At 43.7% G+C, this 16,019-nt stretch carries 14 protein-coding genes and 1 rRNA gene; 8 read left to right on the top strand and 7 right to left on the bottom strand.

Features of this window, described 5'->3' with window-relative positions; translation table 11 throughout:
- The first annotated feature begins 675 nt into the window (after positions 1-675).
- Positions 676-2,493: an aminopeptidase P family protein gene (locus JMY03_RS10885; protein WP_201603684.1), complete on the top strand. Its 1,818-nt coding sequence runs from the start codon at positions 676-678 to the stop codon at positions 2,491-2,493.
- Positions 2,494-2,612: 119 nt separating this feature from the next.
- Here JMY03_RS10885 and JMY03_RS10880 read toward each other — a convergent pair whose 3' ends face one another.
- From JMY03_RS10880 to JMY03_RS10870, 3 genes are all read right to left on the bottom strand, one after another.
- Positions 2,613-3,404 (bottom strand): hypothetical protein, encoded by a 792-nt coding sequence (locus tag JMY03_RS10880; RefSeq protein ID WP_201603682.1) that lies wholly within the window; start codon positions 3,402-3,404, stop codon positions 2,613-2,615.
- A 136-nt stretch (positions 3,405-3,540) separates the two neighbouring features.
- On the bottom strand, positions 3,541-4,863 hold the full coding sequence (gene fabF, locus JMY03_RS10875; RefSeq protein WP_201603680.1) for a beta-ketoacyl-ACP synthase II: 1,323 nt from the start codon (positions 4,861-4,863) through the stop codon (positions 3,541-3,543).
- 103 nt (positions 4,864-4,966) lie between these two features.
- A complete protein-coding gene (locus tag JMY03_RS10870) occupies positions 4,967-6,280 on the bottom strand; it encodes an anhydro-N-acetylmuramic acid kinase (protein WP_201603678.1) in 1,314 nt (437 codons plus the stop codon).
- 120 nt (positions 6,281-6,400) lie between these two features.
- Between JMY03_RS10870 and tyrS the strand changes: the two genes are divergently transcribed.
- The 4 genes from tyrS to JMY03_RS10850 all read left to right on the top strand — a co-directional run bounded on the left by tyrS (position 6,401) and on the right by JMY03_RS10850 (position 9,597).
- Entirely contained in the window at positions 6,401-7,612 is a 1,212-nt protein-coding gene (tyrS, locus tag JMY03_RS10865; protein WP_201603677.1) for a tyrosine--tRNA ligase, read from the top strand.
- Positions 7,613-7,702: 90 nt separating this feature from the next.
- Positions 7,703-8,833, top strand: a complete 1,131-nt coding sequence (locus tag JMY03_RS10860) for an ImmA/IrrE family metallo-endopeptidase (RefSeq protein ID WP_201603676.1) — start codon at positions 7,703-7,705, stop codon at positions 8,831-8,833.
- Positions 8,834-8,850: 17 nt separating this feature from the next.
- A complete protein-coding gene (locus JMY03_RS10855) occupies positions 8,851-9,372 on the top strand; it encodes a DUF4411 family protein (protein WP_201603675.1) in 522 nt (173 codons plus the stop codon).
- Between the two features lie 6 nt (positions 9,373-9,378).
- Positions 9,379-9,597 (top strand): DUF1653 domain-containing protein, encoded by a 219-nt coding sequence (locus tag JMY03_RS10850; protein WP_201603674.1) that lies wholly within the window; start codon positions 9,379-9,381, stop codon positions 9,595-9,597.
- Between the two features lie 96 nt (positions 9,598-9,693).
- Here JMY03_RS10850 and JMY03_RS10845 read toward each other — a convergent pair whose 3' ends face one another.
- Together JMY03_RS10845 and JMY03_RS10840 are read right to left on the bottom strand one after the other, a co-directional pair.
- The gene (locus JMY03_RS10845; protein ID WP_201603673.1) at positions 9,694-10,530 is read right to left on the bottom strand and encodes an alpha/beta fold hydrolase; all 837 of its coding nucleotides are present in this window, start codon (positions 10,528-10,530) and stop codon (positions 9,694-9,696) included.
- Between the two features lie 174 nt (positions 10,531-10,704).
- Positions 10,705-11,661 (bottom strand): alpha/beta fold hydrolase, encoded by a 957-nt coding sequence (locus JMY03_RS10840; RefSeq protein WP_201603672.1) that lies wholly within the window; start codon positions 11,659-11,661, stop codon positions 10,705-10,707.
- Positions 11,662-11,849: 188 nt separating this feature from the next.
- Between JMY03_RS10840 and JMY03_RS10835 the strand changes: the two genes are divergently transcribed.
- The gene (locus JMY03_RS10835) at positions 11,850-12,506 is read left to right on the top strand and encodes a hypothetical protein (RefSeq protein ID WP_201603670.1); all 657 of its coding nucleotides are present in this window, start codon (positions 11,850-11,852) and stop codon (positions 12,504-12,506) included.
- A gap of 27 nt (positions 12,507-12,533) precedes the next feature.
- Here the strand turns inward: JMY03_RS10835 and JMY03_RS10830 are convergent, their stop codons facing one another.
- Both JMY03_RS10830 and upp read right to left on the bottom strand, forming a co-directional pair.
- The gene (locus JMY03_RS10830; protein ID WP_201603668.1) at positions 12,534-13,286 is read right to left on the bottom strand and encodes an SDR family NAD(P)-dependent oxidoreductase; all 753 of its coding nucleotides are present in this window, start codon (positions 13,284-13,286) and stop codon (positions 12,534-12,536) included.
- Between the two features lie 94 nt (positions 13,287-13,380).
- A complete protein-coding gene (gene upp / locus JMY03_RS10825) occupies positions 13,381-14,028 on the bottom strand; it encodes a uracil phosphoribosyltransferase (RefSeq protein ID WP_201603666.1) in 648 nt (215 codons plus the stop codon).
- Positions 14,029-14,516: 488 nt separating this feature from the next.
- Between upp and JMY03_RS10820 the strand changes: the two genes are divergently transcribed.
- Together JMY03_RS10820 and JMY03_RS10815 are read left to right on the top strand one after the other, a co-directional pair.
- A complete protein-coding gene (locus JMY03_RS10820; protein ID WP_201603664.1) occupies positions 14,517-15,149 on the top strand; it encodes a DNA glycosylase in 633 nt (210 codons plus the stop codon).
- A gap of 780 nt (positions 15,150-15,929) precedes the next feature.
- A 16S ribosomal RNA gene (locus JMY03_RS10815) occupies positions 15,930-16,019 on the top strand; the annotation flags it as partial.

Raw genomic sequence — 16,019 nt, 5'->3', positions numbered from 1 at the left:
AGGTGGCACGTTTTCTCTTTTATAAAAAGATAGCTCAGCTTAGCTATTGAAAACCATCTACACGCCCAAACCTCTACTGATATCGACAACTAATTAGGGCGTGTTGAACATTCACAAGAAGGCACTGCTGATCGCTACTAGTTAATCAAAGCTGTGTTCTAGTCGTCGTTAAAATTGCAGATAATGCTTATTGCATTGGTTAGCTGATTTTATTTAAACAGTCACAACGACTAGGGCGATTTTAGCATCAGCCCTCACGACAACAACAGGGACAGGACTATTTTTTGCCGCTTTATTGATAAAAACTGACGTATAGAATGACTATACTTACCATTTTTATCTGCAAATCGCCTAAAAAATAGTCTCTGTCAGTGCCATGGTTGAATGTTCAACACGCCCTATATTAGCAATAATAAAATAAGACGATTATTGATAATCGCTAGCTCAAAAGAACAAATCAGTCAAAACTGACTCATCAAAACGACTTAATTAAAAACACTCAGTACATAATATAGTCGATACACTCTAAAAATGTCATAGCGCTACTGGGATGCTCTTTTTAAAACATAAGTTGCGCAGCATCGAAGGAACGCAGCACGCAAGTAAAATTTATACCAGTAGCGCATTTAAATCCATAACAGTTTTACATTCAGCTAACTATATAAGGAACACCCAATGAGTAAACAAGCTATTCACGACCGTATCGACAGCCTACGCCAAGCGCTGGTAAAGCAGGACCTGAGCGCTATTATTGTCCCTTCTGCGGACCCGCATTTATCTGAGTATCTACCGGAGTATTGGCAAGCTCGCCTGTGGCTCTCAGGGTTTACCGGTTCGGTAGGTACGCTAGTGGTCACCGTTGACTTTGCGGGGCTATGGACCGATAGCCGTTATTGGGTGCACGCCGCTGATCAGTTAGCCGATACTGGGATTACTCTAGAGAAGCTTGCGCCTAAGCAGCCCAACCACATTGACTGGTTGAGCGAGCACTTGAGCGAAGGCGATAGCGTAGCGATTGATGGTAATGTGCTCTCCATCGCTGAGCAAGACCGTCTATTAGACGCTTTTGAAGCTCACGACATTACCTTAATTACGGATCGTGATGTGTTGACTGACATTTGGGCAGATCGTCCCGCACTACCAACTGCGAAGCTATATGAGCACGACGAGCAGTTTGTGTCGCAGTCTGCCGCTGATAAGTTGGCTGCTGTACGCTCAGGCATGCAGGAAGTAGGTGCAACCCATCACTTGCTCTCAAGCTTAGATGATATTGCTTGGTTGACCAACCTACGCGGCTCTGATGTCGATTATAACCCCGTGTTTTTATCGCATATGCTGATCAGTGCAAACGAGGCAACATTGTTTGTCGATAAGCAAAAAGTCAGTAGCGGTATTGAAAAAGAGCTCAAAGACAGTGGTATCACGCTTGCTGATTATGACGCGGTGCAACAAGCGCTTAGCGAGCTGACAGTCGATGACTTACTGCTATTAGACCCTAACAAAGTCGCTGTTGGCACGTTATCGCAGATGGTCGATGGCGTTGGTTTTATTGAGCAGATAGCGCCGAGCACTTTACTGAAGTCCGTCAAGTCAGATGCCGACGTGGATCATGTTCGCGAAGCCATGCGTCAAGATGGCGCAGCACTGTGTGAGTTTTTTAGTGCGTTCGAGGAGCGCTTGGCAAGCGGTGAGCGTTTAAGCGAGCTGGATGTCGATAGTATGCTGATCGACGCACGTAGTCAGCAGCCGCATTATGTTTCTCCGAGTTTTCCGACCATTGCTGGCTTCAATGACAACGGCGCTTTGCCGCATTACCGCGCGACGCCAGAGAAGTTCAGCTATCTAGATGTCAATGAGGGCGAGGGCGGCTTACTACTGATTGATTCGGGCGCTCAGTACCAAAACGGTACGACTGACATTACTCGCGTTGTCGGTATTGGCCAAGTCACAGACGAGCATAAGCGCGACTTCACTACGGTACTCAAAGCGCACATTGCACTGGCGCGCGCGCACTTCCCCGACGGTATCGCTTCGCCGCTTATTGATGCGATTTGCCGAGCGCCGCTGTGGCAAGCGCAGATGGACTATGGTCATGGTACTGGCCACGGCGTCGGTTACTTCTTGAACGTCCATGAAGGCCCGCAAGTGATCGCTTATAGTGCCAGCACGCCAAAAGAGCGCGCGATGAAAGTAAATATGATCTCAAGCAATGAGCCGGGACTCTACCGTGAAGGTAAGTGGGGTATCCGTATCGAAAACTTAGTCGTTAATAAAGCTGTGGCGAACCCTAATGAGACAGAATTTGGTGACTTTCTAAATTTTGAAACTGTGACTTATTGTCCTATCGATACTCGTCTTATTGAGAAGTCGCTTTTAGATCAGGTAGAGATTGATTGGTTAAATGACTATCACAGCCAAGTCTATGCTGAGCTAAATAGTCGCGTCGAGGGAGCAGCGCTTGAGTGGCTCACTAAGCGTACGCAAGCTATCTAAAAAAGCTGTATTGATGGTCAGTCATTCTAGATTCTGACCTATCAGACATAAAAAAGCGCTCGGCCAGTTCAGGCTTGAGCGCTTTTCTGAGCTTAGTTTTTGGCTTTATTATAAGCGGCTTATTGCTTCTCGCTTAACTGACGCGTGACCTCCGCGCGTAGCCAAGACTTTAGCGTTTCGGACAGCTGCATCATCTGTTCGGTTAAATAGTCATCGATATGAACTTCTAACTCATGAATCATTTGTTGCTCAGCTGCGCTAAGTGTCGTATCTTTTAACGATAGATCGATGGAAGACGCCGCATGAGACACTTTATCATCGACTGCATTAATCAGCTGCTCATCGTGAGCACTCGTCTCTTTTTTATCAGCACTGGACTTAGGATCAGTTTCTTTTAAAGTGGCAGTTGCAGCATTGGCTTCGCGGTTATGAGAGGTATGTGCATGAAGAGTATATGAGCTTAGTTTTTCTTCACTAGCGCTTGGCTCTTGATTGTCTTTTTGCTGAATGGTTTGCTGCTGTTGTCGCTGTTCATTTGCTGCGTCGGCTTGCGCTTTTTCTTCTGCCGCTTGTTTTTCAGCCTGCGCTCTGACTTGAGCTAAGCGCTCGGCCTCTATACGTTCTGCCTCTAAGCGCTCTTCTTCTAAACGTTGCTGCTCCGCCTCAGCTCGCAGTGCTGCTTGTTCGTCAGCAAGTGCTTTTGCCGCCGCTTGCTGCTTCTCGTGCGCACCGTATAAGTCATCAAGATGAGCATCGAGATCATGATTACTAAAGACAAACTGCTCAAACGAGGTGTCTGCTCGTAATAGCGCAGTGATGTCTTTTAGTTCTTGTACAATAGCGGCGCGTACTGGCTGAGGAGCTCCTGTCCAATGCTGATAGAATTCATGAGAAAAAGAATAGCTCGACATAATGGCTTCCATAAACTGCTGAAAATTACCCCTTATCATACGCAAGTATAATAAGGGGCTGCAAGAGGACAAACGTAGCAAAACAATTATAAACCTTACGCTAATCAATTTAGCTTATGAAGATAAGGTGTTTGCTCTAAGACCAACGGGCAAAAATAAGCGAGCCATTGGTACCGCCAAAGCCGAAGCTATTGGATACCGCATAGTTAAGCTCAGGCACATCACGCGATTGATTTGCCACATAGTCTAGATTGCAGTTGTCTTCGACATTCTCTAGATTGATCGTTGGCGGAACCTCTTGATGATGCAAGCTAAGCACCGTAAATATCGCTTCGATACCGCCTGCCGCGCCTAGCAGATGCCCAGTCATAGACTTAGTCGAGCTGACAAGGATGCTGTCTTTTACTGCTGAAAATACCGTCTCAATCGCCAAAGATTCAGCGACATCACCTGCCGGCGTACTCGTGCCATGGGCGTTGACATAACCGACTTTGGCGGCATCAATGCCTGCGTCATTGAGCGCGTTTTGCATCGCGCGTGCCGCTCCGCGACCATCTTCTGGCGGTGCGGTAATGTGACTGGCGTCATCGCTCATCCCAAAGCCGACTAGCTCTGCAAGGATAGTTGCGCCGCGCGCTTTAGCATGAGCTAGACTCTCTAATACTATGACACCTGAGCCATCCCCTAAGACAAAACCATCGCGATCTTTGTCGAAAGGTCGTGAAGCACGGGTCGGCTCCTCATTACGCGTGGAGAGCGCATGCATAGCGCCAAATCCTGAGATACCTAGCGGGCTTGAGCCTTTTTCACTACCACCTGCGAGCATGATATCAGCATCACCATGAGCGATCAGACGTGCCGCTAAGCCGATAGCATGCGTCGCGGTGGTACAAGCGGTGGCAGTCGCTAGATTAGGGCCTTGTAATTTGTGCTTAATAGCCACTAAGCCTGCCGCCATATTGACGATAGAACCTGGAATAATAAAAGGCGAGACTTTTTTAGCGCCTTTATCACGTAACGTGTCACGGCTATTTTCAATAGTTTGAATACCGCCAATTCCTGAACCTAGAATAATACCAAAACGCTCTGGATCGACATGCGCTACAGGGCTGTCATCAGCACTTACCTCATCTATAAACCCCGCGTCTTTTAGCGCCATACTTGAGGCCGCTATACCGTAATGAATAAACTCATCATAGCGCCGCGCGTCTTTGGCATTCATAAATTGCTTAGCATCGAAGTCTTTGACGGTGCCGGCGATTTGTGTACGATAGTCGCTAGCATCGAAGTGCTCAATAGGAGTGATACCGCTTTCGCCGGCCAGCAGGCGCGTCCATGTACTTTCAACGTCCAAGCCTAGCGGGGTAATAGCGCCCATACCAGTGACTACCACACGCATCTCATCGGAGCGCTCATAATGCGGCTGCTTTTGACGCGATTTTTGCTGCTGTTTGCTCATAGCTATATCCTATCCTGACTATACAAAAATGATATTATTCTAGCAGTCATTATAATATACATTAGTGTACGTTTGTAAACTCATAATGACTGCTAATGACAGTTTAAGCAAAACAAACTTGACCGAGTACCACGCCTTTACGCGCGCCTGTGACTGCCGGCAGATTACCAGTTTCGCCCATCAAGGTCTGCCGCGCCAGCCAAGCAAAAGCGACTGATTCTACCCAAGTCGGCTGCAGTCCTAATTCAGTGGTAGTAGTCACCGCCCAGTGCGGAAGATGCGCTTGCAGACGCGTCATTAAATAGCGGTTGAGCGCGCCGCCTCCGCATACATAAACGCTGCTTTGTTTTTGATTACTAATAAACTGATTGATCTGATCGCAAGCACTGATAGCGGTCAGCTCGGTCAGTGTCGCTTGTACGTCAGCGGCTGAATAGCGTGTATCGGTCGCCGTTTTATCAAAGGCTTGTAGCTCAGACTTTAACCAAGATAAATTAAAGTCCTCGCGTCCGGTACTTTTAGGGTGAGGCTGGGCAAAGAATGGATGCTCTAAGAGTTGATTAAGCAGTGGTTCGATCACTTGTCCTGACTGCGCCCATGCCCCATCTTGATCATAGTCTTTATCGATATGCTGTTTGGCCCAAGCGTCTAACAACAGATTGGCAGGGCCGGTGTCATAGCCTATGACCGGATCATCATTAGCTGGCAGCACAGTAATATTCGCAATACCGCCCAAATTCAGTAAGATACGAGTGCTAGCGGAGTCAGAAAATAAAGCCTTGTGAAAGGCTGGCACTAAAGGCGCGCCTTGACCGCCAACTGCCATATCGCGGCGTCGAAAATCACTGACCACACTGATAGCGGTGCGCTCAGCGATGATATTGGCATCGAGCAGTTGTAAGGTGACCGCCATTTGTGGACGATGACGTACGGTTTGTCCATGACAGCCAATCGCTAGCACCGACTCGCTATCAGTATCGGCTTGCTGCAGTAACGTATTGACCACTTCGCTGGCAAACTCACTGTACTCACGACTTGCCCAGCCGAACCAGTCCAGCTCACTTACCAAATCATTGGGCTCATCGAAGTTAGGGGTCAAAGCAGCGGTACCGTTTGGCTGACACAGAGCCAGTAATACCTCACGCAGACGCGCTGGAAAGTTTTGGCTATGGCTTGTGATGAGCTGCAGCGGCTGCTGTGTGTTCTCACTATCACTTGCAAACTGACACAGCACTGCATCCATACCATCTAAGCTCGTCCCTGACATCATACCGATATATAAGCCGTCATCGAAATTCTCAAACACCGTTTGTTCTAGGGCATCAGTGAGAGCGGTGTAGTCTAGGTCGTCATAAGCGTTAGTAGTCGGCTCAGCGTTATTATTATTTGTATTTATAGTAGGTGCGGCGTTACTCATGGCAATTTCCCTTAAAAAAAGCTAATATATCTCTCAAATTCTAACACTTTTTATAGGCCTTCAAGATTCTAAAAGCCCTTGAGGCATTCATCATTTAATGAAGTTAAACAAGAGAGCAACATGACAGAGCAGTCCTACAATTTAGAAGAACAACTGGCCCTGATTCAGCGCGGTACTCAAGAAATTTTATCCGAAGAGGATTTAGTCGCTAAGCTTAAACTGAACCGCCCGCTACGTATTAAGGCCGGTTTTGATCCTACTGCACCGGATCTGCATTTAGGCCATACGGTACTCATCAATAAGCTCAAGCATTTTCAAGATTTGGGTCATGAGATTTATTTTCTAATCGGTGACTATACCGCTAAGATTGGCGACCCTTCTGGTAAGAACTCTACGCGTCCGCCATTGACTGATGAGCAAATTAAAGCCAATGCAACGACCTATGCTGAGCAAGTATTTAAAATCTTAGACAAAGAAAAGACTCGCGTGGTTTTTAACTCTGAGTGGTTCAGTGACATGAGCGCCGCTGACATGATTCAGCTTGCCAGTCAGCAGACGGTCTCGCGTATGCTTGAGCGTGATGACTTCTCTAAACGCTATGCTTCGCAAACACCTATCTCAATCCATGAGTTTCTGTATCCATTAGTGCAAGGCTATGATTCTATCGCGCTAAAAGCCGATGTTGAGCTTGGCGGTACCGATCAAACCTTCAATTTACTAATGGGACGCACATTGCAAGGGCGCTATGATCAAGAGCAACAAGTCTGCATCACAGTACCTATTTTGGAAGGGCTAGACGGCGTTAATAAAATGTCCAAATCACTAGGAAACTATGTCGCCATCTATGATGCACCAGGCACCATGTACCAAAAACTGCTATCGATGCCAGATACCTTGATTCGCCGTTATTTTGAGTTTTTAAGCTTTAAGCCGATGGATGAAGTCGAAGGCTTGATGAACGAGATGGAAAACGGTCGCAATCCACAAGAGATCAAGCGTATCCTCGCTGAAGAGTTAATCGAGCGCTTCCATGATGCTGATGCTGCAGCTAATGCGCACAAGTCTGCCGGTAACGTCTTAGCAGATGGTGAGCTGCCAGTCGATTTGCCAGAGGTAGTATTAAACTTAGAAGGAGCGGACGCGCTATTTATTACCCAAATCTTAAACCAAGCAGAGCTTGCCAAAAATAACTCAGCAGCCAAAGATATGGTCAAACGCGGTGCGGTAAAAGTCGATGGCGAAGTGGTCGATGCAGGCCTTAGCTTAACCTCAGGACAGACAGTCGTGATTCAAGCTGGCAAGAAGGCGTATGCAAAAGTGACTGTAAGTTAAATTAAAGTAAGACATTTACAAACTTGAACTATAAATGAAGATATAATATTAATTATATCTTCTTTATTCTGCTAGGAAATTTAAACGCATATGGCAAGCCGTCAGCTAGTGACACACTCTCCTAAAGCTTTAAATCATTATCGAAAACAGATGTCGCTATCTGTAGACTTGCTTGCCAAAAAATCGAATACTAATCTGAAGAAAGCTCTCATGGGTGAAGTCGAATCCGAAGTTTTCACTGTGAAACAATTAGAGAGTATCGCCAAAACTCTCGTTATACCTACCCATTATCTTACAATGGACAAGGTTTATAATAGAAATATTCCAGAGTATATTGACCATAGAAACTACTCAGATAAAAATTCGAATGATGAGGATCTATATGAGCTAAATAAACTGATTAGTGAAGTTTATAAAGATAGAGAAAACTTATTACATGTATACGATGTTATTGAAGAAACCCTTGAAAATTTTCAGTTAAGCTTATCAGGGAATAATGCACAGGAAGATGCTCAACGTATTCGGGATTTTCTAGATGTGGATAATGCTCGTTTGACTGTTGAAGGGAGTGACTACTATAAGTCATGGCGCTTATTATTAGAAAAAAAAGATGTTTTAGTTCTAGAAAAGTCTAGACTTAGTATCGGTTCAGAAGGTTTGTCTCTTTTTTATGATGTCTTACCTATTATAGTTATTATTACATCTGGTCAAACTCCATCGAGAAAGCTCTTTACTTTAATTCACGAACTAGTACATTTAGGTCTAAGACAAAGTGCTTTAGATGGCTATATTTTAGAAGCTGACAATAAAACTGAAAGTTATTGTAATGAAGTAGCAGGCCATGTATTAGTACCTACTTCAGTGATAAATAAAATCTATGATGAAAAAAAGCAATTAATCGAAAATATTGAACACATTCGAAAAGATATTAAAGTCAGTTATGATGCGATTGCTATACAGTTAAAGCAAGTAGGTAAAATCTCACAAAGCGATTTAAATACATATTTTGCTAATAAACAGAAAGAAATAGATGAAAGAGATAGTGGTTTTAGAGCTAGTTATAAAAAACATACTACCTATAATCACTTTGGTAAGATTTATATTCAGCAAGTTTTTTCAGCTGTTTGGGAGGACGCACTAAGTTTAGGTAGTGCCATGAGAATTCTAGGTATTGAAAAAATGAGTGATTTAGACCATCTAGAGAAGAAGGCCTTTACCTAATGACATTAATATGTTGTGTGGATACCAATGCGTTATTAGATATATGCTATCGTTATTACCCTAATGATTCTTTTACAGGCTTGTGGGATGGATTAGAGTCTGCTGTTATTGCAGGACAAGTACGTTTTATTCAATCTGAGCATATTAATAAAGAAGTTGAAAGGAAGCTTGCTCAGTTCGACTATTCTAGAAACAAATATGATGATTTCATGAGGCGTCTTAAAGTAGATGTAATAAGAAACAGTGATTATGCTCAGGCACTAATTAGCTTAAAAGGAGATTTAGCTAGTAATGTGCCTTTCATTGCCAGAAAGCAAGGAACATTTCTGGATAATTTAGATGAAGACTTATCAAACATCTCAGTAGCATCTATTAAGAATGCAAAAGTTATTACTAGCGAACAAGGCTTTAATACAGATATTACTAACCCAGTATTAAGAAAAAGTACTCAATTAAAAATTCCTGATGTCTGTCGTTACAAACATATTCCTTGTAGTAATTGGTTAGATGTATTCACTCACTTAGGCATGAGATTTTAATTTATTATGATAACTCAAGGCATTTACCGCCATTACAAAGGCAGCTTGTATCAAGTATTGCATACCGCGCAGCACTCAGAGACCGAAGAGTCGCTCATAGTCTATCGTTGTCTGTACGGTGAGTATGGGGTGTGGGTACGCCCGCTTGCGATGTTTGCTGAAACAGTCAGCGTTGAAGGTAAAGAGGTACCACGATTTGAGTTGATTCAATCATTGAATGATTAGTACTGAACCACCACGCACGAGAAATTTCACCCAAAAAAAACGACCCGTTGAGGTCGTTTTTTTTGTTTTATATCTAGGTTTTAGATAGATGCGCCATTAGTTGTTCAAAAATGCAATCAATGCTTTATTGAACTCTTCACTATGGGTCACATTGATACCATGTGGACCGCCTTCAATGACATGTAATCTACTGTCTGCAATCATATCGTGAGAGCGTTCACCACTGGCTTCGATTGGTACGATTTGATCCGCATCACCATGTATGACCAATGTCGGTACATCAAACGCTTTTAAATCATCGCGAAAATCGGTATAGCTGAACGATTTGACGCAATCAAAGGTTGCTTTAGCAGAAGCGAACGCTGCGATGTCACGGTTGTATAAGCGCATGGGCTTGCTGACCAGCAACTTACCATCTTTTGGGGTAAAGAAGTTCTTAGTAAAATCATTTAAAAAGGCAATACGATCATCACTAACCCCATCCAAGAATCCTTGAATATCTGACTCTTCGAGACCGCCATCAGGGTTATCATCTGTCTTAAACAGGTACGGTGGGACAGCAGAGGCCAGTACCGCTTTGCTCACACGCTCGGAGCCATATTTACCCAGATAGCGAGCCACTTCACCGCCGCCCATGGAGAATCCAACGATGGTGGCATCTTGCAAATCGAGCGCCTCCATCAACCCTTTCAAGTCTTCGGCTAGCGTATCGTAATCATAGCCATTCCATGGTTTGGATGACTGACCAAAACCGCGTCTGTCATAAGTAATGACTTGATAGCCTGCTTCGACTAGCGCAGGTAGCTGTGCTTCCCAAGCGCGACCACTGAGTGGCCAGCCATGGATGAGTATGACAGGTTTGCCTGTACCTTGGGTTTCGTAATAGAGTTCAACCGGTTGATCGTCTTGTGTTGCAACGGTGATATAGGGCATGGTTTTATCCTTTTGATATTATTATATTCATATATTTTTATGTTGATGCTTGTCAGTAACTACTATCCGTAGTGGTTAGCATCAGCTTTCAAGTATAGAACCAGCCCGAAACAATTGCTATGACAGGTTGTAAAGTTATAGTAGTGATTATAAAGTGGTTGTGTAAAACGCTAGTTACTCTTGTAGAAATTCTTTTAGTATCTTATAAAATTGCAATGGCTCATCTATCGGCACGGCATGTCCTGAGCGCGGCAGTATGACGTCACTAGCATTGGGTAATATGTGGGTGATTTTCTGCTGCCATATAGGGTCATAGAGCGTTGATCGACCACCAATGAGACTGACTACTGGGATGGTGACGTTCTCTATACCTGCCCGAAAATCATAAGGTATGGCGAGATACGCTTGCAGGCAGCGCATCTTATGTTGCCATGTCTTATGATCATAAAATGCCAGTTTATGATCATTTTGATGAGTGAGTGCGCGGACGATGGCCTTTGAGCGTGGACGACTGACAGACAGTAAAGAAAACATTTTTTCGACGTTTGTCACTTGGCGTTTAAGAAAAAAAGGCAGATGCGTAAAGCGTTCGACTTGCGCATACGGTAGCGTCATATCAATAATTTCTTGGAAAACTGCAAACATCTCCGTTTGCCGATCACCAAACAATCCACCTTGCCAATCTGGTTGGTTGTGAATCACAGGGCTTTGATCGATGTTCAAATAGCGGCTGATACGAGATGTGCCAAAGTGGGTAAAATAAGACCACATCACCAATGCCCCCATCGAAATCGCAGCAACGGGTAACGACTCTACGTTACGGTTTATGCAAACATGATCGATGATGGCATCAATATCTTCAGCGTACTGATTGACAAAATCAAACGGCGTCACCTCGATATTTTTTGCGGCACCAAATCCCCGAAAATGCGGCAAGTAAAATTCATATTTACCGATCAATGGCAGTATAAAAGGTAAAAACTCTCGTGCATCCATACCATAAGCATGCATCATCATGACGGGTGTACCGCGTCCAATAACCGATACGGGGAGCGCTGTACCATCTGTTGCTTTGATAGTGATTGTCTGTAATTGATAAGGAGCGGGCAAAGTTATGAGGTTCTTTTTCATAGAGGGATCACTTTGGGTTATGAAGTCACCTTTTGATTGGTAGAGACATGTTGATTTGTTAAGACAGATCACTACAAAACAGGCTTTATCGCCGATAAAAGACTGTTATATTAAACAGTCATCTGACCATAGCACAGAATTTGGCTAACGGTAAAAGCAGTAGCGATCACTGATAAGGATAGAAGGGTATGAGCAAATCGATATTGTCGTCATTGGATAGTAGCTTGTATCCACAAGTCTGGGAGCAGCAGACCTTTACCAGTCCACAAGCACTTTTATTGTCGATGTTAAATAATGAGGTCACGGTTGATGCCAGCGCCTTTACCAAGCAGCTACTGGCGAATAATATTTATAAAGAATGGATTAACACCACGGTATTTGGGCGTTATCTACATCGTAATTTCACCGCCTTTTATCAGCAGCCAGAAGACAGTTTTAATATAGATATGCCTTCATTGTTCCGTCAGGAGCTAATGCGCCATACGCAGTATTTGCCGCTCACACAGGTGCTTTTTTTTGCAGGAGATATGCCAAAAAGTGTGCGACAGACCAAACTGCTTACCACTACTGTCAATCCAGCCACTGCGATCGTCAATGCTCAGAAATCATCCAAGACATCAGTTACCAATGCCTCCAGAGTAGTGATTAACCAAATTACCATCACGGGTAAGCAAGTATTGGGGTTTGCGATACGTCACCACAAACGCACGAGCGAGCGGCTGCGCAATGAAGTGTTGATTATGGACTTTCAGGACCTGCGTCTGGTCAATGAGATAACGATTGAAGACATAAAAAAAAGCAATATAGAGGGCTCTATATTGCTTCGGTCGTACGAGTTACGCTGATAAATATATCAAGGAGCTAGACCAGTCTTAACTGTCTTGCTTGGCAACGGTTAAGCCATTGTAGGTTTGGGCCACTGGCATGACTTCTAAGCGATTGACATTAATATGCGCAGGCGACTCAATCAGCCACAGCAAAATATCGCCAATATCTTCACCCGTCATGGTCTTAAAACCATCATAGACCTTTGCCGCTTTGTCATCATCACCGTGATAGCGTACGTTTGAAAACTCAGTACCCGCAACCACTCCTGGCTCAAGATTGGTCACACGCACTTGCGTACCAAGCAGATCGGCACGTAAGTTTAGGCTGAATTGTTTTACAAATGCTTTGGTCGCGCCGTAAACGTTGCCACCATAATAAGGCCAAGTGCCTGCGATTGAGCCCACATTAATGATATAACCACTATCGCGCGCAACCATCGCTGGTAGGACGGCATGAGTCAGCGCCATCAAACCCTTGATATTGGTGTCATTCATGCGCATCCAGTCATCAAGACTGGCTTTGTGTGCAGGCTCTGTACCGAGCGCTAACCCTGCATTATTTACGAGCACATCGATTTTCTTGAAACCATCAGGCAGATCAGCAAGGATTTGCGGGATAGAGTCAGTTTCACTCACATCCATAACCACAGGCAAAAACGCATCGCCTAGGGTATCTGCCAAAGCATTTAGTTTATCAAGGCGTCTAGCACAACCAATCACGCGATGACCGTTTGCAACCAAACGCTCTGCTAGCGCTTTACCAAATCCGGCACTAGCACCAGTAATTAATACATTCATGATCTATCCTCTACCTATTCTTGATAGCCTAAAGCGCGTGTGATAACGAGTCATCAGCGATACGACTGTCTACCAAAACTACCGTTTACTAAAATTATTGTCTGCCAAATATCTTGTCGCCCGCATCACCCAAACCTGGAATGATATAACCATGCTCATCCAAATGACTGTCTAGCGCAGCGGTATAAATGGTCACGTCAGGATGCGCTTCATTCACCAAGCGTACACCTTCAGGTGCCGCCACGAGTACCAATGCTTTGATATTGGTACATCCATTTTTTTTGAGCATCTCGATGGTCGCTACCATTGAGCCGCCTGTGGCTAGCATCGGGTCAATGATCAGCGCAGGACGTTTGTCCATATGGCTGACGAACTTTTCAAAAAACGGTACTGGCTGTAGCGTTTCTTCATCACGTTGTAGACCGACCACAGAAATTTTAGCAGTAGGGATTAGATCGAGCACGCCATCAAGCATGCCAATACCTGCGCGCAAAATAGGTACGATAGTCGCTGTCTTACCGATGATTTGCTCACCAGTGATCTCGCCGCACCAGCCTTGCATTGGAAACGTCTCAATCTCAAAATCGCGACTTGCTTCATACGCCATCAAGCGCGCAAGTTCTTTGGTCAATGTGCGAAACTTATAAGTGCTACAGTCTTTTTCACGCATGAGACTGAGTTTATGACGGACTAGTGGATGATCGATGACGGTAATGCTTAAGTCGTTATTTAGCTCGCTCATAAAGTCTCTCTTATCTATCAAGTTTGGCTATCAGCCTTCATATCTATTTTAGGTTTCGATTTCGAATTTTAATCGTATGCTATGATAACAAAAAAACTGCTTTTCTAATGAAGAATGTTATGACCAATAAAACTTATAAGACTAGGGCGTGTTGAACATTCGACCATGGCACTGACAGAGACTATTTTTTAGGCGATTTGCAGATAAAAATGGTAAGTTTAGTCATTCTAAGCGTCTATTTTTATCAATAAAGCGGCAAAAAATAGTCCTGTCCCTGTTCTTGTAGTTAGGGCTGATGCTAAAATCGCCCTAGTCGTTGCGACTGTTTAAATAAAATCAGCTAGCCAATGCAATAAGCATTACCTGCAATTTTCACTTAGACTAGAACTATTTTAGCGATCAGCAGTGCGCATTTGTGAATGTTCAACACGTCCTAAAGCAGTGATAATAAATTTACGAATACGGTTGATGCGAAGGAGAACATAAGGATGGAAGCAACTACTACCGAAATAGAAACCCACCCTTTTGAACCCGTCCTGCCACCGAACGCTACACTAATGATGATGGGTATCTTTCCGCCAACCTCTGATAAATGGGCAATGCAGTTTCATTATCCGAACTTCTATAATGATATGTGGCGTATCTATGGCGGCGCGTTCTTCGATGATGTGAACTACTTTAGAGTCGGGGACGAAAAGCACTTTGACCCTAAGCGTATCCGCGACTTTTTGTTTGAGCGCGGCATCGCTCTATGTCCCACGGTCAGACAGGCCATTCGTGAGACCGGAAATGCGTCTGATAAGAATTTAACGGTCGTGACCCCAGTGGATTTAGATACTATTTTGCCGAAGGTTCCTAAGTTAGAAGCCCTATTTACCACAGGAGGTAAGGCAACTGAGGTGCTGCTGAATTTATTAAATGATCCGCCTATTAAGTCAAAGCAGCCCAAGACCAATCAAAGTATCGACTATCCGTACCAATGGCATAATCAAAGCACCAAAGCACAAGCACCAGAGTTGACTCTATATAGACTGCCTTCTACGTCGCGCGCTTATCCACTAGCACTAGATAAAAAGGTAGCTGCTTATAAAGCCTTCTTTGAAAAGATGGGTAAGCTATAACTCATATAGAAGGGAAGCGAGTAGGGTGTGGTTGATGCAGCGTAATCCATCATTGAATGCCAATACTGAGGGTAAGTTAACCTTAAAACACTGATAAATAAGCAGTAAACCGGGTATCTAAAATTTATTTAAAATAAACCCAAATTTAAGCTTGACGGCCAAACTAAACTGCGTATAATACGCCCCTATCGGAACGAGGAGCAGCACTGATACTTAGCAAGTTAAGCAATTAACGGTTAGGTTAGCAGCTAGCAAGTTTGATAAGAAGTTCAAATCTTTTAAGATAAAAACTTCAAATTAAATAAAAAATACTTCTTGACTTCCAAAACAAACCGTCTATAATACGCACCTCATTAAGGGATAGGGCGAGATACAGACTAAATAGTTTAGTCAAATCAGCCTCTTAACTTACTGAAACAAATTATAAAAAAGCTTGACAAACATAATTAACATGATATGATAGTCAGCTCGCTAATAACAATAAGCACATTGCTTAGTTATTAGTTATATAACTCTTTAACTGGACGACAGTAAAGAGACACTATTTAAAATCAGAACTAAAGAACAACTTGTGTGGATTTTTGCTGAGATAAGAATGCTAAAAATAAAGTTGGTTTGAACTTCTTTTCGGAGTTTACTCTAACTATAAAAATTATCATTTAATCAGCAGAAAAACTCAAAGTTAATTCATTACGAACATAATTTTAAGCAAATGCTAGATTAGATGAGCCAAGATTAGAAGTCATCTTACTATTTATAGTGAAGACTTCAAGCAAGATTAAACTGAAGAGTTTGATCATGGCTCAGATTGAACGCTGGCGGCAGGCTTAACACATGCAAGTCGAGCGGAAACGATACCAGCTTGCTGGT

This window comes from Psychrobacter submarinus (assembly GCF_904846685.1).
GTDB lineage: Bacteria > Pseudomonadota > Gammaproteobacteria > Pseudomonadales > Moraxellaceae > Psychrobacter > Psychrobacter submarinus.
Note: the sequence above shows the minus strand (reverse complement) of the source record. Positions and strands in the feature narration are given on the sequence as shown.